We start from the raw sequence: 20,915 nt of genomic DNA, 5'->3' as shown, positions 1-20,915 counted from the left end.
ACCTTTTTTAATTGCGTATTTCGGTTAAAAATTTACGGGCTTGCTCTTGGTTCATTTGAGTCGCAGCTCGCAGCTTAGCTGCCAGCTGTTCAATCTCGGTTCCTTTTGCTCCAACTGAAATAGCTAATGAACGGGCTTGCATGCTCATATGGCCTTGCTGGATACCTTCTGAAACCAATGCTCGCAACGCGGCCAGATTCTGAACCAACCCGACACTTGCCGCCAGCGAAGCTAACTCACTCGCCGTTTCAACACCAGTCAATGCCAACGCAGCTTGGGCTTTTGGTAATATTTTTGTGGCACCCCCGACTGTGGCGATCGCCAACGGCAGTGTGATACTACCAATCAAACGGTCTTCTATGATGGTCCAGGAAGTCAACCCTTGCATGCGGCCATTACGGGCAGCATAGCCATGACAAGCGGCAGAAACGGCGCGAGTGTCGTTTCCGGTAGCCAAAATCAGCGCTTCAACCCCATTCATGATCCCTTTGTTATGGGTAGCGGCACGATATGGATCGATCTTGGCAAAATCAGCTGCATGAACAATTTTTCCGGCAACTTGTCTGCCATTTCCGGTCTTGCTCAATTTGTCAAAAGGTACCGAGCAAGTGGCTGTTACTAACGATTCCGTAGCGAGATTGCTTAAAATACTAAAGAGAATTTCTTCTTCTGGGAACCATTTTCGAAAAAGCTCTGCCACTCCTTCTAAAATCGAATTGATGATATTGGCGCCCATCGCATCTTTGACATCAACCATTAAATCGATCGACACATAAGCGGTTGCTAAGTCAGATTCTGCTGGCGAGAAGTTCCGACCGATCACTCTTCGCAATCCACCGCCGCGTTTCACAATGGAAGGATACGTCTCATTCGCCACTGCAAAGATCGTTGCTTGCTCGGATTCAACTTTTGCCAAAATCGCTTCCGGATCCTGAACATCCATAAAGACGATCTGGCCTCGAAGCAAACGTTCTTGACTGGTCGTCGTAATGGGCCCAGCCATTTTTGCTCCATTGCTCATCGCTGCGATCACCGAGGGTTCTTCTGTGGCTAACGGGACATTGTATGCTTTGCCATTCACCTGCAGGTTCAGCCCTACGCCTAACGGGATCTCCACTTCACTGATTTGGTTTTCGATCAAGTGATTAGCAGTTTCCTTGTTTAGCGTCATTTCTTGAAAAACCAAGGTTTCTGCTGCTGTGATCGCTCCTTGTGCTTCAAGAAAGGCTAATCGTTCATTAGGCGCGAGGGCGTAAAACTTTTTTTTTTCTGTTTTTTCTGATGCCGACTCTTCATCAAAATTCGTTTGACTTGCTGTCGCCGAAGGATTTTCTAACAGCATCGCTAGCCCTAATCCGCCACCGACACACAAAGAGGCGATTCCATAGCGCTCTTGGGTGTCTTTTAGCTGATAAGCGACGGTCGTTGCGATCCGCGCGCCAGTCGCTCCAATGGCATGTCCCAGTGAAATGCCCCCGCCGTAACGGTTGACTTTCTTCGGATCCAAACCAAGTTCACGTTCTACTACGATCGAAGAAGCTGCAAAGGCTTCATTGATCTCAAAAATACCAATATCTTCAATCGTCAGTGCTTGGTTTTTCAGTAACGTATCGATTGCTTTGATTGGTGAGATTCCCATGATCTCTGGGGCGAAACCGACTTCGACGATCTCTTTGATCACTGCCAGATAAGGAATCTGATGCTCTTCACAATAGCTTTTTGACGCGATCAAGACCATGGCCGCCCCATCATTGATGGTTGAGGCGTTCCCAGCAGTCACCGTACCGTCTTTTTTGAAAACTGTTTTTAATTCAGCTAATTTTTCGACTGTCGTAGCGGCGCGAATGCCTTCGTCCTGTAAAACGGTTCCTGATTTTTCAGTCAACGGCACGATCTCTTGATCAAATTTCTTTGCTGCTTGCGCTTTGGCAGCTTTCATTTGTGAGTGGTAGGCAAACTCATCTTGCTCTTTGCGAGTGATCCCGTATCTTTCTGCTACCGTCTCAGCCGTCAGTCCCATTGGCTTGCTACTGAATGCATCTGTCAATCCGTCATGCATCATTGTTGACACGGGGGCTGAATACTGATCTTCCGCCTTGTTATAATAACTAAAGAGCGGCGCATTCGTCATACTTTCAATCCCACCAGTCAATACGACGGATGCCTTGTTCAATTGAATTTGCTCCATCCCCATTAGAATCGCTTTCATTCCCGAACCACATACTTCGTTGATCGTTGAGGCTGGAATATCTGAGGAAAGCCCACTTTGCAAGGAAACTTGGCGTCCTGGATTTTGACCACTGCCTGCTTGTAGCACATTTCCGATAATCACTTGTGCGATATGTTCTTTTGCTTGTTGGTTTCTTGCCAACAAGGCTTTTGCAGCGACTGTTCCTAATTCTACCGCTGTATAATCTTTTAATGACCCATGGTATTTGCCAATTGGCGTTCTTAGTGCGTCGATAATGACAACTTCTTCCACGTACGTCACCTCCTCTTGAAATATATCATTAAATCCTCCAAAAAAGAATACCCCACATTCGGTTGTCGCACCCTTTTCTTCTTTCTTTAATAAAGTTTAAATTCTAATCAATTCTTTTTCATTTTTTTCAAAAAATATGATACCTTAGAACGTGTAGCCTACTAAGTATGTAGAACATAAAGGAGCGACGGAATGAACGTTGGTATTGATAAAATAAATTTTTTTGTCCCCCCCTATTTTATAGATATGGTTGATCTAGCTCACGCCCGAGAGGTAGACCCGAATAAATTTACGATCGGGATCGGTCAAGATCAAATGGCGGTCAATAAAAAAACACAAGATATCGTCACCTTTGCCATGCACGCGGCAAAAGATATCCTTACGAAAGAAGATTTACAAGCAATTGATATGGTGATCGTCGGAACAGAATCTGGCATCGATGAATCAAAAGCTTCGGCAGTGGTTTTGCATCGCCTATTAGGTATCCAGCCATTTGCACGGTCCTTTGAAATCAAAGAGGCGTGTTACGGCGCAACGGCGGGCTTACAATTTGCCAAAGCCCATGTACAAGCCAATCCACAAAGCAAAGTTTTGGTCGTGGCTTCAGATATCGCCCGTTATGGCTTAGCTTCTGGTGGCGAGCCCACTCAAGGTGTGGGCGCTGTTGCTATGTTGATCTCGGCGGATCCAGCAATTTTGCAGCTTGAAAATGATAATTTGATGTTGACGCAAGATATTTATGATTTTTGGCGTCCAGTAGGACATCAATATCCAATGGTAGATGGTCATTTGTCAAATGCCGTTTATATCGATTCATTCAAACAAGTTTGGCAAGCCCATTGCGAAAAAAATCAGCGGACAGCAAAAGATTATGCGGCTTTGAGCTTCCATATCCCTTATACAAAAATGGGTAAAAAAGCCTTGTTGGCTGTTTTTGCCGAAGAAGATGAAACAGAACAAAAACGCCTGATGGCTCGCTATGAAGAATCGATCGTTTACAGCCGTCGTACCGGCAACTTGTATACTGGTTCACTGTATCTGGGCTTGATCTCTTTATTGGAAAATTCCTCTAGCCTGCAAGCAAATGATCGAATCGGATTATTTAGCTACGGATCAGGAGCGGTTGCTGAATTTTTCAGCGGCTTGTTGGTACCTGGCTATGAAAAACAGTTGGCGCAAGCGGCACACCAAGCGTTGCTCGATGACCGTCAAAAGCTAACGATCGCTGAATACGAAGCGATGTTCAATGAGACGATCGATATCGATCAAGATCAATCCTTCGAAGATGATCTGCTTTATAGTATTCGTGAAATCAAAAATACCATTCGTTATTATAATGAAGAAAACGAATGACCCTGAAAAAAACTTTGCTTCTTTTTTAGCTGAAAAGCTTGAAGGAACAAAGTTTTTTTCTTTCTTTGAAAATGATTGAAACAAAACTTGTTTTCCAAACATTTTCTGCATGTTATTCAAAAATTTTCAGATAATTCAGGAAAAACATTTGACAGTCCGCTTTTTTTTGTCTATACTAAAATCAATTCAAGTTTGGAGGAACTTTTTATGTTAAACACGACCGTATCCCCACAACTGAATACCTTTTACTTTAGCTACTTTAGATAGTTTGTATTCATATCACATTATGGATGCAAACCAAAAACGAGTTTTGTTTGTATCTATGATGGCTAAAGCATTTTAACTTGAACTTGCAGCCATGTAGAAAATCTTCTAAATGGTTGCCAATAGACGTTTACGCTTGGTATAGGATCGAATCCATTTAGACGATTGTCTGAATGGATTTTTTTGTTCAGGTAAACCCCCATAAAAAAAGAGACGATCATAGGAGGAATTACAATGAAAATGAAAAAATGGATCACGACTGGGTTACTGACAGCTTCACTACTGGCATTGGCAGCTTGCGGAGAATCAAGCAACACTTCGGAAGAAAACGACGGAACAAAAACAGTCGGTGTCTTACAATTGGTCGAACATGGCTCCTTGAATGCAGCCTATGAAGGGTTCAAAGAAGGCTTAGCAGAAGCGGGCTACACGGAAGGTGAAAACCTAACGATTGAATACCAAAATGCGCAAAACAGTCAAGACAATTTAAAAAGTATGAGCGAACGCCTAGTGAATGCCTCACCAGATCTTTTATTAGGCATTGCCACCCCTGCTGCTGTATCTTTAGCAAATGAAACCACCGATACCCCAATCGTAGTTACCGCAGTCACTGATTTAGTTGGAGCGAAATTGGCCGATTCAAATGAAGAACCTGGTCGCAACATCACCGGTACTTCAGACATGGTGCCGATTGAGCAACAGATCAACTTGCTGTTAAGCATCGTGCCTGATGCCAAAACGATCGGCATTATGTATAACGCAGGTGAAGCCAACTCAAAAATCCAAGCTGACTTGGCAGAAGAAGCCTTAAAAGCTGCGGGCGTTGATGTAAAAGTATTGACCGCCAATACAACCAATGATGTGCAACAAGTAACCACCAGCCTTGCAAAAGATGTTGACGGCATTTATGTTCCAACAGATAATACCTTTGCCTCTGCTGCTGCAATCGTCGGCGAAGTGTCCAAAGAAACCAAAACACCGATCGTCGCTGGTTCCGTAGAACAAGTCGATGATGGTGCCCTAGCAACTTACGGTATTGATTATAAATCCCTTGGCATTCAAACAGGGAAACTAGCAGCGAAGATTTTGGATGGCGATGCAGAGCCAGCAACGACACCCGTTGAAACAGCGGATAATTTAGAGTTAGTCGTCAATGAAGAGATGGCTGCTGCTTTAGGGATTGACCCTTCCAGCATCACTGCACCAGAATAACCATACTAACTTAGATTTGAGGAAATCATATGAATTTAGTCGACACATTCTTGCTCTTACTACAATCTGCCACCTCTCAAGGGATCCTTTGGGCATTACTGGCGATTGGTGTATTTTTAACCTTTCGTATTTTAGATATCGCTGATTTAACTGCAGAAGGGAGTTTCCCCTTAGGCGCTGGGATCGCAGCAATCAGTATTACGAATGGTCTCTCGCCTATTTTAGCGAGTCTGATGGGCTTTGGCGGCGGCATGGTAGCCGGCTTAGTATCTGGTCTGCTGCACACAAAACTAAAAATCCCTGCCTTATTGGCGGGGATCATCACGATGACTGGACTGTATTCCATCACAAATCGTGTGATGGGTGCTCCCAACATCGCCTTGCTGGGGCAAGACACGGTCTTCACCCAATTTCAAGCCATGGGACTGACCAAAAACAATGCCGTGATTCTTGCAGGCTTTCTCTTCGCGGCAATCGTCATTTTGTGCTTGTTCCTCTTTTTCCGTACAGAGATCGGCTTAGCATTGCGAGCGACGGGCGACAATTTAGCTATGAGCGAGGCCAACGGCATCAACACTGATAACATGAAGATTATCGGCTATATGATCTCTAATGGCTGTATCGCCCTCTCTGGTGCCCTCTTAGCCCAAAACAATGGCTTCGCTGATTTGAACTCAGGGATCGGTACGATCGTGATCGGTTTAGCATCGATCATTATTGCAGAAGTTTTATTTGCCAATAAATCTTTGCTTTTGCGATTGATCACCATCGTGATCGGGGCAATCGTTTATCGCTTTATCTTGGCCGTCGTATTCGAATTCAATGTCGAGGCCAACGATATCAAATTGGCATCTGCAATCGTCTTAGTCATCTGCCTCTCCTTACCGCAGCTTCGTTCAAAACTAGGACTTAAAAAGATGCTGCCAAAAACCAAAGGAGGCCAATCCTAATGACTTCAGTCTTAACAATCGAGAATCTACACCAAACCTTTGAAAAAGGAACGATCAATGAAAACCATGTCTTGCGAGGCATTGACCTGACGATGAATGCCGGTGATTTTATTACGATCATCGGTGGGAATGGTGCTGGAAAATCGACCCTCTTAAACAGTATCGCAGGAACGATCCCAACAGAACAAGGAAAAATCACCTTAGGTGGGAAAGACATTACCCGTTTATCCGTGACCAAACGGTCAAAAGATATTAGTCGGGTCTTTCAAGATCCACGTATGGGGACCGCGGTTCGTTTGACCGTTGAAGAAAATTTAGCATTGGCTTACAAACGCGGCCAAGTCCGCGGATTTGCAACAGGCGTCAAAGCGAAAAACCGCGCGTTTTTCCAAGAGAAGTTAGCCAGCCTAAACTTAGGCTTAGAAAATCGCCTTTCTGCTGAGATCGGATTGCTATCAGGCGGACAGCGGCAAGCCATCACCCTCTTGATGGCGACGTTGCAGCAGCCTAAATTGATTTTATTAGATGAACATACCGCAGCCCTTGATCCTAAGACCTCATTGACGGTCATGGCATTGACCGATCAGTTGATTCGGTCCCAACAGTTGACGGCTTTCATGGTCACTCATGACATGGAAGATGCCATTCGTTATGGCAATCGCCTGATCATGCTTCATCAAGGCAAGATCGTCGTAGACATTGCCGGTGAGCAAAAGCAGCATTTGACGGTCCCTGAATTGATGGAAATGTTCCATCAAAATAGTGGTGCTGAGTTGAAAGATGACCAACTGCTCTTACGCTCTTAATAAGCAAAAAAGGCACGTAGAAAGAATCTCCTTTCTACGTGCCTTTTTGCTGTAATCACACTGCTTGCAAAAGCCTTACTTCGCTTCGTTTTCTGCAATGATGTCCGTTACCTTCATCAAGCGAGTCAATGTTGCTCGTTCGTCTTCTGCCAGATTGCTTTCGATGTATTGAATGGTTTCTGTCAGCTTGGGAATCGTCATATACTCTAACGCATTGACTCTTCGTCTCGTCCGTTCGATCTCATTGGCCATCAGTTGACAGGTTTTCTCGATCTCGGCCAACTGCAGCATCACTGGCAGCATTTGATCCAGATGGGACAACGAGAGATCCAGCTCACTGGTGGTACTCACAAAACCGTAGGAAAAATCATCATCCGAGCTTTCTTCTTCGTAAACAGGGTTCAACACTGGCACATCCATATTCATGATGGTTCGGCTTTGCACATCTAAGGTCACTTTATTCAAAGGGATCATAAAGGCTTCTTGCAAAACGACATCGGGAATACTACTAGAAGCCAGCACATACTCTTCCATTCCTGCTTGCAATGCGGTCTCCATCTTTTTACGAAGTTCCTGGTTTTTCTTTACTAGCTGAATGAACTGACGTACTAGCTCATCTTGCTTGTCTTTCAATAATTTGTGACCACGGGTTGCCGTCGTCAGCCGCTTTTTCAAACGAGTTAGTTCCATCCGTGTCGGATTGACATTTAAGATCGCCATTAAGAACTCACATCCTCGTCCGTTGGGTAATAGGCGTCGATAAATTCTTCTTTGATACGGCTCAACTCTTGTTTTGGCAAGGTAGCTAATAGCTTCCAGCCTAAATCTAACGTTTCTTCAATCGTCCGATTGGTTTCAAATCCTTGATTGACGTACTCTTTTTCAAAAAGATCAGCAAAGCGCGCGTACTTTTTATCAAGGTCAGATAAGGCAGACTCCCCTAAAACGATCGATAGCTCTTTGGCAGCTTTCCCATCGGAATAGGCGGAATAGATTTGATTCATCGTTGCCGCATGATCGGCACGGGTCTTACCTTCTCCCGTTCCTTTGTCCTTCAACCGTGAAAGACTTGGTAAAATATCCACTGGCGGGTTGATATTGCGCTTGTAAAGGTCCCGCGACAAAATAATTTGTCCTTCCGTGATATAGCCGGTCAAATCAGGAATCGGGTGGGTTTTATCGCCATCTGGCATCGTTAAGATCGGTATTTGTGTGACCGATCCTTCTTTGCCCATCAAACGTCCTGCCCGTTCATACAGCGTCGCTAAATTGGTGTATAGATACCCTGGATAGCCGCGACGTCCTGGAACTTCTCGGCGGGCAGCGGAGATTTCTCGCAACGCTTCACAGTAATTCGTCATATCGGTCATGATCACTAAGACGTGCATGCCTTTTTCAAATGCCAAATACTCTGCTGCGGTCAATGCCATCTTAGGTGTAGCGATCCGTTCGATTGCTGGATCATTGGCAAGGTTCATAAACAAAACAGAACGATCTAACGCACCGGTTTTGCGGAATTCATCCACGAAAAATTCAGCTTCTTCAAAAGGGATCCCAATTGCTGCGAAGACGATCGCGAAATTGCCTTCTTGGGTAGGTACTGTTGCTTGTCGTGCGATTTGAGCAGCGATCTCTTTATGAGGCAAACCAGACGCAGAAAAGATTGGTAGTTTTTGTCCACGAACTAATGTATTTAAATGATCGATCGTTGAGATCCCCGTTTGGATAAATTCATCTGGGAAGTCCCGCGCCATCGGATTGATGGCTTCACCGTTTACATCGATGCGTTTTTCTGGCAAGATTCTCGGGCCATTATCTTTTGGTTTTCCTAAACCGTCAAACACCCGACCCATCATATCTAGAGAAACTCCTAGAGTCAAACCAGTCCCTAGAAACCTTGCTTTGCTTTCTTCTGCACTCAAATTACTGGTACCTTCAAAGACTTGGACAACAGCATTGTCATCACTGACTTCCAGTACTTGTCCTTGACGGATCTCACCTGTGTCCATGCGGACCTCAACGAGTTCGTCGAATTTCACGCCTCGAACATTTTCGACCACCATTAAGGGGCCAGCAATTTCGGAAACTGTACGATATTCTTTTAACATCAATGAACACCTCCAGTTTCAATGATTCGTTGTAACATTTCTTTGATGTCATGCTTGATCGTATCCAAGCGAGTCAATTCTTCTTCAGGAATGTATTTGCTGCGGGCGATGCGCTCACGCAGATCGACCGTTCCTTTAGTGATCTCATCTAAGTAAGCACCTAGCTGCAATGCACGCTGTGCTTGTTGATTAAAGTAGAGAATGTTTTCCAGCATTTTGAACTGCTTGTTGCGGGAAGTGTACGTATCAACGTCATCGAAGGCGTTTTGCTGCAAGTAGTCTTGTCTTAAAGAACGAGCAGTCATCATCGTCAAGCGGTCTTTCTGGGAAAGAGAGTCCATCCCTACCAGCTGAACGATTTCTTCTAATCGGCTTTCCTCTTGGAGAATCGCCATGGATTCATTGACTAGCTCCGACCAGCGATCACCTAATAATTGATCCAAATAAGAATTGATTTGATCCTCATAAAGGGAATAGGAATTCATCCAGTTGATGGATGGAAAATGCCGCTTTTGCGCCAACATACTATCCAATGCCCAAAAGACTTTCACGATTCGCAAGGTATTTTGAGTGACCGGTTCTGAGATGTCTCCTCCAGCAGGTGAAACCGCACCAATTGCGGTAATGCTTCCTTCTCGAGGCTGCGTGCCTAATGAATGGAAACGCCCTGCTCGCTCATAGTATTCCGCAATTCGACTTCCAAGGTAAGCCGGATAGCCTTCATCTCCTGGGATCTCTTGCAAGCGCCCACTCATTTCCCGCAGCGCTTCTGCCCAACGAGAAGTTGAATCTGCCATGATGGCAACACTATAGCCCATGTCACGGTAATATTCCGCGATCGTGATTCCTGTATAGATCGAGGCTTCCCGAGCAGCAACTGGCATATTCGACGTATTGGCGATCAATACCGTTCGTTCCATGATCGACTTGCCGGTATTCGGATCGATCAACTCAGGAAATTCGTTCATGACATCCCGCATTTCGTTGCCCCGCTCACCGCAACCGACATAGACCACGATATCCACATCTGACCATTTAGCGATCTGATGCTGAACGACTGTTTTTCCAGCACCAAAAGGTCCAGGAACAGCAGCTGAGCCGCCTTTTGCCACTGGAAAATAGGTGTCGATGACTCGCTGTCCAGTGACTAGCGGTTCGCCTGGATTTAATTTAGCAGTAACTGGCCGCGGTTGACGCACTGGCCATTTCTGAACCATCGTCAAGGATTTTTCACCATCGATGGTTTCTAAAACACAGATCACTTCAGTAATCGCAAAATTTCCCACCATAATTTCTTTGACGGTTCCTTCATAGTTTGGTGGCACCATGATCTTATGCTCGATCACCGAAGTTTCTTGTACTGAACCTAAAATATCACCGGCTTGTACAGTATCGCCGACTTGTACTTGTGGGACGAAGGTCCATTTCTTTTGGCGATTCAGTGGATCGATGGTGACCCCCCGCTCCAAAAAATCACTCTCTGTTTGCGACATAAATGTATCTAATGGTCGTTGGATCCCATCAAACATCTGAGTCAACAAACCTGGTGCTAGTTCGACAGACAATGGTGCGCCTGTCGTTTCTACGGGCTCGCCTGGTCCGATCCCCGCTGTTTCTTCGTATACTTGGATCGAAACCAGCCCTTTTTTGATCTCAATGATCTCACCGATAAGGCCCTTGTCACTGACTTTGCAGATTTCGTGGATTTTTGCCCCACTTAATCCTGAGGCGGTGACCAGTGGTCCCGATACTTTTTCAATTGTGCCAAATGCCACATTTATTCCTCCTAGCTGGCTGACTTGTCTGTTATGAATCTAATATATTCATTCCTACCGCTTTTTCCACATTTTGCTGAATGCGTGCCATGCCGATCCCTAAACTACCCGTACTACTTGGAATCGGAATGATCGCTGGTGTCGGTACTTCTTCGTAACGACGAACGATCGGTTCTAATTGCTCGATCAACCGCTCGGTCAAAAAGATCACACCATACGCTTCAGCCATCTCTTCTAATTGTTGGGCGGCTTCATCCAAATCGCTGACTGGAAAGATATCGATCCCCAGCCCTTTGAAAGGCAAGATCGAGTTCTTACCACCCATCATTGCTATTTTTTTATGCATAACTATCACGCACCCGACTTCTTAAAATCTCTTCTGGCACCTTATTGATTTTACCAATCAAGAGAATACGCAAGTTCTTGCTTTCAATTTCCTTGGCATACAAATACCCTGCCAATGCTGACGGCCCAAAAGGCACGATTTTTTGTTCTTTGAGCTTCGCCATTAGAAAATTGTCTTTACGTATATCAAAGGTATTCAAGGTCTTCTTTTCTACCAATTCTTCATAACTATGATTGATCAGCTCTTTATAAGGGGTTCCTTGCAAGTATCCCACAAACGCCTCAAGAGAAGTCGTGATTTCTGCTAACAACTCACTTGCAGGTAAATTCCCATGGTCGGCTAAAACTGCGCTGATAAAGCCGCGCTTGCGTTTCATCGCGTAACTGCGCAACGTTGTTGAAATATTGAAGATATCGATTTGACGGCGAATCAAGCTTTGCAGCAACTCGTCTTGGTATTCTTTACCGATCGTCCATAATTGCTCCCAATAATGGTTGTCAAAGATGATATCGATGGACTGGACTTCATGATAGTTCTCAATATAAGAAAAGACTTCTTCCACACAGGCAACCATTTCTTGCGCGACCTGAGTACTTTTTCTGGTCTTGACCAGATCTTTAAGGACGGAAAGTGGCTGGGTGCCGATTGGGACGAGATACGCCGAAAAATCTTCTTGCATATACGCCGCTTTTACTAAAACTTTCAGATTTTGATAGTCATATTTCAAAGCAAAGAAATCAACGATCGCTTTTTCTGGTGTCAACTGATACATCGTTTCGTATACCCGTTTCAACTCAGCCATCAGGACTTGTTCAAAATCGTGTACACGATCATCTTCATTGATGAAGTCACCATAAACCGTTTCTTGCAGCATCCCATAGATTTCCTCTGCGCTGGCAGCTGAGAGCATTCGCTCATAGCGACTACGATCGAATAATTGCGATTCATACGTCCGAATTCTCGTATTCAACGTATTATATTTGATGTCATTCATCTGTTTGCACCTGCTTACTGTTCAAAAATCAATTGCAGTAACGTATTGCTTAACTCTTCTTTGTTGGCTTCTAGTAGCGCATCAAAGGTAAAATTCAACTCAATTGCTTCTTGTCGCAACAAAAAGCCACCCTTGCGAGGAATCGTCTTATTTACCAGTTTCAGCTGAACCTCAGGGACCGATGCTTGCAACTTTGTAAGGAATTCCTCATCTACAAAATGACGGGACTTCTCACCTAAAAGTAACTCGACCTCACCAGTTAACCGTGCATTCGCCAAGCCTTTCGCGATAAACGTATAAAATGCTGCCTGATCCATCGTGTTTAAACGGGTCAGAGCCTCAGAAAACAGCTCATCTAAGACGGACTGCTTTGCTGCCAAGACCTTGTTTCTTGATTGGATATGCACATCTGAGATTTCCAAATACATCGCAGCACGTTTTTCTTTTTCATAAAAAGCTAACCGTTCATTAAGCTCTTTTTCTAACTGTGCTCGTTTTAAATTTTCTTGGTTTTCACTTTCTTTTTGTGCTTCTTTGATTTGAAGCTGGTATTTCTTTTCCGCATCAGCGGTTATTTTGTCAGTTAAACGTGTAATATCAGACATTCACTTTTCCCTCCTCTTAATTCAAGACAAGCAAGAAGGAAATCACGAACCCTAAAATACAATACGTTTCCATCATCGCTACCAAGATAATTCCTTTGGTCACATGTTCTGGTTTTTTTGCTAAAATCTGCATCGCAGCACTTGCGGCACGTCCTTGCCATTTACCGGCGATAATTGCTGTTAACGCGATCGGTAATGAAGCGATAAACAAATACAACCCGCGATCGAATGAGATCGAACCACTGATCTGACCAAAAATCATAAAGGAGATTACAAAGCCGTATAGCCCCTGGGTACTAGAAAGCAATTCCAAAATCAACGCTTGCCCGAATTTCTCTGGCTGCTCTGAGATCAAGCCTGATGCTGCTTCACTGGTCATCCCCACACCGATCGTTGATCCGATACCACCACAAATCGTTGCGGTCGCTACACCTAAAGCTGCAAAAACAATTCCACCATTTTCGTAAAAGAAACTAATCCAATTTTCCATTATTATCCTCCTGTAACTTTTCTTCTGAGATGATCTCTACATAATTTTCATTTGATTTGAACGGGTCAAAGGCACGTCCGCCCCCCGTAAAGAATTTTCCAAAATACTCCAAATACTGCAAGCGAATACCATGAACATACGCACTAAGGTAACTTAAGAAAATATTCAGGCCATGTAGCGCCACAAATAATAAGATACCGACGGTAAACCGGGCTGCTGGCGGCAAGTAGCTAATGATCAAGTTGAAGGCTGAGGCGATACTTCCGCCGGCAACCCCTAACGCCATCAGACGGGTGTAACTGATCAAGTCACCAACATAATTGGTCACATCCATCAATCCGTACAATCCAGAACCGATTTTTCCTGCCAACGTTTTTCCTTCTAAACTGCCTCCGATTGCCACTGCTAAAAGACTGGCAGCGATCATTACGATCCCAATCGTTTGTAACGGGGTGTCAGGGAAAAGCAGCATTCCTGCGGCGACAAAAACGACACTGATCAAAAACACGATCCACGAACCGGCTTGGAACATCGCAGCCAGTTTCTGGTCTTTTTTCTTCCATAAAATATAGAATTTCAGTGCCAAGCCAAACATGATCTGAATGTACCCAAAGATCACGGATAAGACTAAGATCTGATTGACATCATCCTGGGCAGACAACAGTTGGAATGAGAATTCAAATCCAAAGAAGTTGCCATAGATCAAGCCCCAAATAATCGTAGGGATTGAGCACAACTGAAAGAGGGTCAAATTTTGTTCCAGCCCTTTGCTGAGGTGGAACAGCTTTTTCCCCAGGAATGTCGCCAGAAACAAGAGCAACCCATAGCCAAAATCGGCAACCATCATCCCGAATGCCACCATGTAAAAAGGCGCCATAAATGGTGTCGGATCTAACTCGTCATATTGCGGCAAGCTGTACATCCGAACAAGTCCTTCAAAAGGTTTGATCCAACGTGCGTTTTCTAATAAAATCGGCACATCAGCCAGCTCTTTTTCCGTCACTTCTTGGTATTCGAGGTAATAGTTATCCGTGGTCCCTTTTTTGATACGTTTTTCTAATTCGGCCGCCCCATCAACAGGAACCCAGCCAGAAATTGATACCGCATGAGTCGAACGCAAAAGCATTTTACTGCTTTTTAAGCGGGTGATCGCTCCATCTAAATACTCGGCAACGATCCGCAAGGTTTCTTGCTCTTTTGTCATCGCACCAAGAGAAGCTTTGATTTCTTTTTCTTCATCAATTAGACGTTGGGATTTTTCTTTCATCATTTGCAGATCTTCTTCTGGAATCCCCTCATAAGGGTAGATGTATTGCTCGAAGGCTGCTTTCTTTAGAAGAGTAGTTACTTTTTCTTTTACATCTTTATGGAAAAGTACCAATAAGTAAGTTGTCGTTTGTGATTGATAAATGGTTTCGACATAAACAAGCGGCAGCTTTTCACTGTTGTTCGTAAAGTCAGCCATTTCAGAAGTAGGAATCGATCCTAACAAGCCACCTGATTTTTTTAATTCTTTTAAAACAGCTGGTCGTTCTTTGAAATACTTCCAGATCGACAGTTCTGCTTCTTGTGCTAATACATCGCGTTTTTCTTGATCAATCAAGCGAAGACGTTTGTCTTGTTTACGAAGGGTTTGGCATAATTCTTGCCAAGGATAGGTGTGGGCTGTTTCAGCCAATTCTTGAAGGGTATATTTTTTGATTGGTTGCCGCAGTTGTGCCAGCATTCCTTTTTTGGGTACATATTCTTCTAAAAAATTTAAGCTCCAGTTGACTTGACCAAACTGGTTCTCCATTTCTTCTTCAGACTGTTCCTCGCGAACCGGTGTCAAAACACCCGTCGTTTCTTCAGAATCATAATATTTTTCCGAAGAAAGCAGTTCTACGCCTTGAAAGTCTTGCAGCTGCTCTAAAACAGCTTCTTTCTGATCGTAAAAGGTCAACAGACTGAACTTTTGCATTTTTGCAATTGCCATTTATGTCACAACCTTATTTATTATTATTGCTAATGCTTCTTCTTTCAATTCATTAGGGATCGTTCGCAGTGTTTCCACTTCTGCTTGGGTCTTAGCCAAGAGTGGTTCCTTAGACTGTACCAACTCAGCTGCGATTTTTTGGTTGATTGCTTCTTTTTGTTGGGCTTCTTTTTCTGCCAACTCTTTTTTAAACGCCTTCAACCGTTCTTCTCTTGCTTGTGCCAATTGTTTTTTTTCTGCTTCTGCTTCTTTATTTTTATTTTCCGCAAATTGCTCTGCTTCTTGTAATAATCGAATGGCATCTACTGTCATTTTCTCACCTGCTTTCACTTTTTTTCCGAAAAAAAAACCACTACAAATCAAGCATATGGCATTCGCTGATCGTAGGGTGTCAAAAATCAATAAGTGGCAAATACCTTCACCTATTTCCGTTTTCTAATATAACCGTAACATAAATTTTGCGATAGAACAAGGTTCCTAGCGTTTTTTTATAGTCTTTACATATAAAAGTCACAAAAATTACACATTTTCACAAAAAGAAATCCTTTTCATTTTATTGGGGGTTAAATGATGACAAAAAAGAAAGATTAGAAACAAAATGATGTTTCAAATCTTTCTTTTAGTTTTTTCTCGTCTTTTTCTTAACTTAAATGCTTCTAAAGAAAAGACAAGCATTTAAAATAACAAAGCATCGACCTACTCACGTATAAACGGCATACTCATACAGCGGGGGCCCCCGCGTCCGCGAACCAATTCGCTGCCCGAGATTTCATTCAAAATGACTCCTGCCTCTTTTAACAGCCCATTGGTAATGGTGTTGCGGTCATAGACCACGACTTCTCCAGGTGCAATCGCCAAGGTATTAGACCCATCATTCCATTGCTCTCTAGCTGCCGCTGCTAAATCGTCGCCACCACAGCGGATCAAGTGGACTTCAGGCAAATCTAAATAACGGCAAAGAATGTTTTCCAACGTATCTTTTTCCTCATATACTCGCACACCGTCCTTGTGTTTAGTGATTGAATACAGCGAAAGTTCTCCCTCGATTTCTGGATGGATCGTGAACTTATCATGATCCACCATCGTGAAGACCGTATCTAAATGCATAAATTTTCGTTCTTCGCCGATATTAAATGCCAAGATATGTTCGAAACTCGGTTCTGTGGCAAAAATCGTTTCGGCAATTTTTTCAATTGAGGCAACTTCTGTTCGTTGAGAGATCCCGATCGCCACGATTTTATCAGATAAAATCAGCTGATCGCCGCCTTCCATCCGCGTCGTTTCGTCCCGATGATACAAAAAGTTCGTCTCATTGAGGGCAAACATCGGATGGTGCGTAAAAATTTGTTTTCCGTAGAGGGTTTCCCGTCTTCTCGTTGCAGAATACATTCGATTCAAGGAAACACTGTGACCAATCGTCGCAAACGGATCTCGCGTGAAATATAGGTTTGGCATTGGATCGATCAAGAAAGGATATTCTGTTTCAACGATTGCCGTTAAGTTACTGGCTTTTGAAATTTCTACCTCACTTTTTTTCAAGCCCGCCATCGTATGATCGATAAAGGCGCGATTGTCTTTAATCGACAGGAAAAAGTTGCGCACTTCGTTGCGAATCTCTTCATCAAGGATCGTTGTTTCATTTAAATAGTCTTCTAAAAAGGCCTCTTTGGCACCAGTTGTTGTCAATGTTTCAGCAGCTAGATCCTCCAAATAAAGGACTTCCACCCCTTTGCTTCTTAACGTATCCGCAAAAAAATCATGTTCTTTTTGCGCTTGGGTTAAAAAAGGAATATCATCAAACAACAATCGATCAAGATAATCCGGCATCAAGTTTTCTAATTCTGCGCCTGGACGATGCAGCAGCACCCGTTTTAAAGGGGCAATCTCAGAAAAAATCTGTATTGGCTGGTTCATGAGCTTGTCTCTCCTTCTTGGCAATTTTGTTGAATAACTTATGTCATTCATTTTTTTGATTCCTCATCACATAATTATTCATTTCTCTGACTCATCGTGTTTTTTCTACTCGTGATTCAAAGTTTTTTTGGATCATATAGTTATAAACATGCATTTCAGCAAAAAGAAACCTCCGATAAAAAAACAACTAGATAAGAATATAAATTCTAGATACTTTAATTTACCGCCTTTTTCAATTGTATATTTTTGTTAAAAAAACAGCAAGGCAAAAGAACTGATGGACGATAGTCCTAGCTGCGAAACCAGATTGAATTATTTTTGTTTTTTTGGATCATTTCATGATTTTCAAATGATACCGCTATCAAACAGATAAATATTTGCTATGATTCAAGTATCTTGATGCTAAAGAAACGTCTATAAAGGAGCGATTTGATGAAAATGCAACGTCAACTTTACTATGGTGCCGACTACAATCCTGAACAATGGTCTAAAGAAGTCATTCTTGAAGATATGCGCTTAATGAAAGAAGCAGGTGTGAACTATGTAAGTATCAATATTTTTGGCTGGGTCAATCTGCAGCCAGATGAATCCACCTATGATTTTGATTTTCTGGACTGGTTGATGGATCTTTTATATGAAAACAATATCATGATCGACCTAGCCAACGGAACGGCTTCGCCTCCCGCTTGGCTTGTTCAAAAACATCCTGAGATGCTGCCTGTGACCATTCATGGCAATCGACTGGTTCATGGGGCGCGCCAGCACTACTGTCCGACTTCCCCTATCTATCGTCAATATGCCACCGATTTGTCGGAAGCAGTCGCAAACCGTTATGCCAATCATCCAGGGCTAGTCATGTGGCATATCAATAATGAATATACCTGTCACATCCACGAGTGTTATTGCGATCATTGTCGGAAAAGATTTCAGACATGGTTAGCAGAGAAATATCAGACCATCGCTGGATTGAATGATGCTTGGTCAACCAAGTTTTGGAGTCAATCCTATGGCAGCTGGGAGGAAATTTTTCTACCTGAAGCGATGCCGACCTTCAAAAATCCTGCGCAGCAGTTAGACTATCGCCGTTTTCTTTCCGACATGAATCTGGAGCTCTATCAACTCGAAAAGGCGGCGATCGCAAAATATTCACAAGGCATCCCTTACATGACCAATCTGATGGGCTTGCACAAATACGTGGATGGGTTTAAATGGGCACCCGAAATGGATGTAGTCAGCTGGAATTCGTACCCGAATCCCTTTGAAAAGATCCCTTACCCGCAATTTCTTGCTAACGATCTAACTCGTAGTTTAAAGAAAAAACCTTTTTTGATCATGGAACAAGCCACCAGCGCCGTTAATTGGCGGCAAATCAATGGTGCCAAGACACCCAACCAGCTGCGTCTATGGAGTTATGAAGCGCTCGCTCATGGCGCTGATGGCATCATGTTCTTCCAATGGCGGCAGTCTCGTGGCGGTGCGGAAAAATTTCATAGTGCGATGGTGCCTCACGGAGATCCTCATTCAAGCCGTATCTTTCGTGAATGTGCGCAATTAGGCAACGAATTTTCGCAACTGTCGGAAATTGTTGGGACGCGCTTCTTGGCTGATGTCGCGGTTGTCTTTGACTGGGAAAATTGGTGGGAGCTGGAATTGGATGCCAAACCAAGCACCTTAAAGTACATTCATCAGTTACGCAGCCTGTATGGCGCGCTAAGAGCGTTAAATCTGAACGTAGACTTTGTCCATCCTTCCGAATCCCTAGACGGCTATCCTTTAGTGATCGCCCCAAATCTCTATTCAGCACCAGAAGCCTTCGGTAAGAAAATCAATGATTACGTGCGACAAGGTGGCATCTTCTTGACGAATTTCTTTAGTGGGATCGTCAATGAATATGACCAAGTCTATCTTGGGGGCTATCCAGGACTGTTTAGGGACACCTTAGGGATCATTGTAGAAGAGTTTTACCCAATGAAAGCAGCTACCCATCACCAAATTGACTTCCAAGGTCGTCGGTACGACAATTCTCTATGGGAGGAAGTCATTCATCTAAATGGTGCGAAAGCTTTGGCAACCTTCCAATCCGGTTATTTGTCCGATAAACCAGCCATTACTATGAATCAGATCGACGATGGGTATGCGTACTACGTGGGAACAGAATTGTCTCTTGAAGGGCTAACTACATTTTTAGCGACCATTCTGGAAAATCATAAATTAGCGACTCATGCCCAGCACTTCTTGGCTGCTCCTACTGAGGTCTCCGTTACCTGTCGCAAAGGTGCTGGCTATACACTCGTCTTTTTCTTAAACCATACGGAGCAGACAACCAAAGTGAAGCTGAAAGCCCCTGGAGCAGACCTTCTAACCAAAGAAACCAGACAGTTGGTAGTTCTGAAACCAAAAGAAGTCGCAGTTCTTAAGTATGTTGATTGATCTAAGGAAAAAGAACCTCCATGAAGCGATCGCTTCATGGAGGTTCTTTAATAGACGTTACTAGATTCAGGGAGAGTCATTAGACTAGCGATAGGCATTTTCTAAATAAGAGGCTATCTTTTGTCTTCGCTCTCCATCTCTTTTTTCTGAATAGTGATACTCTGGATTAGTCCAATGGGATTTGTCGTACAACCAAACAGGCATTTTTTTCGCTTCGTCGGTTTCCCATTCATAACGGAGGAACAAATGTGCATGAAGAAAGTTATCAGTATTTCCCAATAGTTCATAATTGATTCTCAATGGAGAACAATCTTGTATTATAGCATCTCCTAAAAGAGTCATATCAGTTAAGAAAATCTGTCGCTCGCTTAAATCTAGATCATTTAAAGAAGCCACCTCTCTTTTAGGTAATAATACACAATATCCGGGAAGAAATTGGACATCGCCATAAACAGCAAAACTGCCAGACAATTCTTTGATCACCATTGGATTTGTCCCATCTATCGCTGATTTGATTCTATTCTCATACCATTTCAATTTGATCCCCCCTCTTTCCTGTTCCTTGCAGCTATTCATGTAAAAACTATACAAGATTAAGGAAAGGCTTTCAATAGTAACAAAACAAAAAAATCTTTGCTATATGAGTGGTCCTTCAAAATCGTATTTGTAGACTTTTATAAACAAAAAAAATGTATCAATCTTATAAAAGACTGATACATCAATGATACCGGCGGCCGGGGTCGAACCGGCACGCCCTCAACGGGCACTGGATTTTGAGTCCAGCGCGTCTGCCAATTCCGCCACGCCGGCATGTTGAAAGGTTAGTATTTAGTACTAAGGCGGTAACCGGATTTGAACCGGTGATGAAGGTTTTGCAGACCTCTGCCTTACCACTTGGCTATACCGCCATTATACTATTGTTGCAATCTACAATCAAGTGAAGATTGTACTGGGGTAGCTGGATTCGAACCAACGCATGACGGAGTCAAAGTCCGTTGCCTTACCGCTTGGCTATACCCCAAAAATGAAAGGGCGAGTGATGGGAATCGAACCCACGAATGCCGGAGCCACAATCCGGTGCGTTAACCACTTCGCCACACCCGCCGTGATAAGAAACTGTTGAAATATATAATGGCAGGGGCAGCAGGAATTGAACCCACACTAACGGTTTTGGAGACCGCTGTTCTACCTTTAAACTATGCCCCTATAAA

At 43.5% G+C, this 20,915-nt stretch carries 17 protein-coding genes and 5 tRNA genes; 5 read left to right on the top strand and 17 right to left on the bottom strand.

The window, feature by feature from the left end:
• Positions 1–7: 7 nt before the first annotated feature.
• Entirely contained in the window at positions 8–2,482 is a 2,475-nt protein-coding gene (locus Q1X33_RS08140; RefSeq protein ID WP_005231909.1) for a hydroxymethylglutaryl-CoA reductase, degradative, read from the bottom strand.
• 192 nt (positions 2,483–2,674) lie between these two features.
• Here Q1X33_RS08140 and Q1X33_RS08135 point away from each other — a divergent pair, with 192 nt between their 5' ends.
• The 4 genes from Q1X33_RS08135 to Q1X33_RS08120 all read left to right on the top strand — a co-directional run bounded on the left by Q1X33_RS08135 (position 2,675) and on the right by Q1X33_RS08120 (position 7,067).
• A complete protein-coding gene (locus tag Q1X33_RS08135; protein ID WP_005229247.1) occupies positions 2,675–3,835 on the top strand; it encodes a hydroxymethylglutaryl-CoA synthase in 1,161 nt (386 codons plus the stop codon).
• 498 nt (positions 3,836–4,333) lie between these two features.
• A complete protein-coding gene (locus Q1X33_RS08130; protein ID WP_005229246.1) occupies positions 4,334–5,311 on the top strand; it encodes an ABC transporter substrate-binding protein in 978 nt (325 codons plus the stop codon).
• A 29-nt stretch (positions 5,312–5,340) separates the two neighbouring features.
• Positions 5,341–6,261, top strand: a complete 921-nt coding sequence (locus Q1X33_RS08125) for an ABC transporter permease (RefSeq protein WP_005229245.1) — start codon at positions 5,341–5,343, stop codon at positions 6,259–6,261.
• Entirely contained in the window at positions 6,261–7,067 is an 807-nt protein-coding gene (locus Q1X33_RS08120; protein ID WP_005229244.1) for an ABC transporter ATP-binding protein, read from the top strand. The genes Q1X33_RS08125 and Q1X33_RS08120 overlap by 1 nt, the downstream gene beginning before the upstream one ends.
• Before the next feature lie 75 nt (positions 7,068–7,142).
• Here the strand turns inward: Q1X33_RS08120 and Q1X33_RS08115 are convergent, their stop codons facing one another.
• From Q1X33_RS08115 to arcA, 10 genes are all read right to left on the bottom strand, one after another.
• On the bottom strand, positions 7,143–7,787 hold the full coding sequence (locus Q1X33_RS08115; RefSeq protein ID WP_301969626.1) for a V-type ATP synthase subunit D: 645 nt from the start codon (positions 7,785–7,787) through the stop codon (positions 7,143–7,145).
• A complete protein-coding gene (locus Q1X33_RS08110; RefSeq protein WP_301969625.1) occupies positions 7,787–9,175 on the bottom strand; it encodes a V-type ATP synthase subunit B in 1,389 nt (462 codons plus the stop codon). Before Q1X33_RS08110 ends, Q1X33_RS08115 begins: the two co-directional genes overlap by 1 nt.
• Positions 9,175–10,950 (bottom strand): V-type ATP synthase subunit A, encoded by a 1,776-nt coding sequence (locus tag Q1X33_RS08105; protein WP_005229241.1) that lies wholly within the window; start codon positions 10,948–10,950, stop codon positions 9,175–9,177. The genes Q1X33_RS08110 and Q1X33_RS08105 overlap by 1 nt, the downstream gene beginning before the upstream one ends.
• 31 nt (positions 10,951–10,981) lie before the next feature.
• Positions 10,982–11,296, bottom strand: coding sequence for a V-type ATP synthase subunit F (locus Q1X33_RS08100; protein WP_005229240.1), 315 nt, complete (start codon positions 11,294–11,296; stop codon positions 10,982–10,984).
• On the bottom strand, positions 11,289–12,290 hold the full coding sequence (locus Q1X33_RS08095) for a V-type ATP synthase subunit C (protein ID WP_005229238.1): 1,002 nt from the start codon (positions 12,288–12,290) through the stop codon (positions 11,289–11,291). The genes Q1X33_RS08100 and Q1X33_RS08095 overlap by 8 nt, the downstream gene beginning before the upstream one ends.
• Before the next feature lie 14 nt (positions 12,291–12,304).
• Positions 12,305–12,895, bottom strand: coding sequence for a V-type ATP synthase subunit E (locus Q1X33_RS08090; protein WP_005229237.1), 591 nt, complete (start codon positions 12,893–12,895; stop codon positions 12,305–12,307).
• Positions 12,896–12,911: 16 nt separating this feature from the next.
• A complete protein-coding gene (locus Q1X33_RS08085) occupies positions 12,912–13,385 on the bottom strand; it encodes a V-type ATP synthase subunit K (RefSeq protein ID WP_005229236.1) in 474 nt (157 codons plus the stop codon).
• Positions 13,369–15,360 (bottom strand): V-type ATP synthase subunit I, encoded by a 1,992-nt coding sequence (locus Q1X33_RS08080; protein ID WP_005229234.1) that lies wholly within the window; start codon positions 15,358–15,360, stop codon positions 13,369–13,371. Before Q1X33_RS08080 ends, Q1X33_RS08085 begins: the two co-directional genes overlap by 17 nt.
• Positions 15,361–15,672: a hypothetical protein gene (locus tag Q1X33_RS08075; RefSeq protein ID WP_015510092.1), complete on the bottom strand. Its 312-nt coding sequence runs from the start codon at positions 15,670–15,672 to the stop codon at positions 15,361–15,363.
• 384 nt (positions 15,673–16,056) lie between these two features.
• On the bottom strand, positions 16,057–17,274 hold the full coding sequence (arcA, locus tag Q1X33_RS08070; protein WP_005229232.1) for an arginine deiminase: 1,218 nt from the start codon (positions 17,272–17,274) through the stop codon (positions 16,057–16,059).
• Between the two features lie 432 nt (positions 17,275–17,706).
• Here arcA and Q1X33_RS08065 point away from each other — a divergent pair, with 432 nt between their 5' ends.
• Positions 17,707–19,704, top strand: a complete 1,998-nt coding sequence (locus Q1X33_RS08065) for a beta-galactosidase (RefSeq protein WP_270788190.1) — start codon at positions 17,707–17,709, stop codon at positions 19,702–19,704.
• 84 nt (positions 19,705–19,788) lie between these two features.
• Here Q1X33_RS08065 and Q1X33_RS08060 read toward each other — a convergent pair whose 3' ends face one another.
• The 6 genes from Q1X33_RS08060 to Q1X33_RS08035 form a co-directional block, all read right to left on the bottom strand.
• Positions 19,789–20,280, bottom strand: coding sequence for an HIT family protein (locus Q1X33_RS08060; RefSeq protein ID WP_080542675.1), 492 nt, complete (start codon positions 20,278–20,280; stop codon positions 19,789–19,791).
• A 149-nt stretch (positions 20,281–20,429) separates the two neighbouring features.
• A tRNA-Leu gene (locus tag Q1X33_RS08055) sits at positions 20,430–20,514 on the bottom strand.
• A 27-nt stretch (positions 20,515–20,541) separates the two neighbouring features.
• Positions 20,542–20,612: transfer RNA gene (locus Q1X33_RS08050), tRNA-Cys, on the bottom strand.
• Positions 20,613–20,653: 41 nt separating this feature from the next.
• A tRNA-Gln gene (locus tag Q1X33_RS08045) sits at positions 20,654–20,725 on the bottom strand.
• Between the two features lie 10 nt (positions 20,726–20,735).
• Positions 20,736–20,808 (bottom strand) — tRNA-His (locus Q1X33_RS08040).
• 28 nt (positions 20,809–20,836) lie between these two features.
• Positions 20,837–20,910, bottom strand: a tRNA-Trp gene (locus Q1X33_RS08035).
• Positions 20,911–20,915: the final 5 nt, after the last annotated feature.

It is taken from the genome of Enterococcus sp. B2E4, assembly GCF_030499455.1.
GTDB lineage: Bacteria > Bacillota > Bacilli > Lactobacillales > Enterococcaceae > Enterococcus_D > Enterococcus_D casseliflavus.
This window is presented reverse-complemented; position numbering and strand designations above follow the sequence as displayed.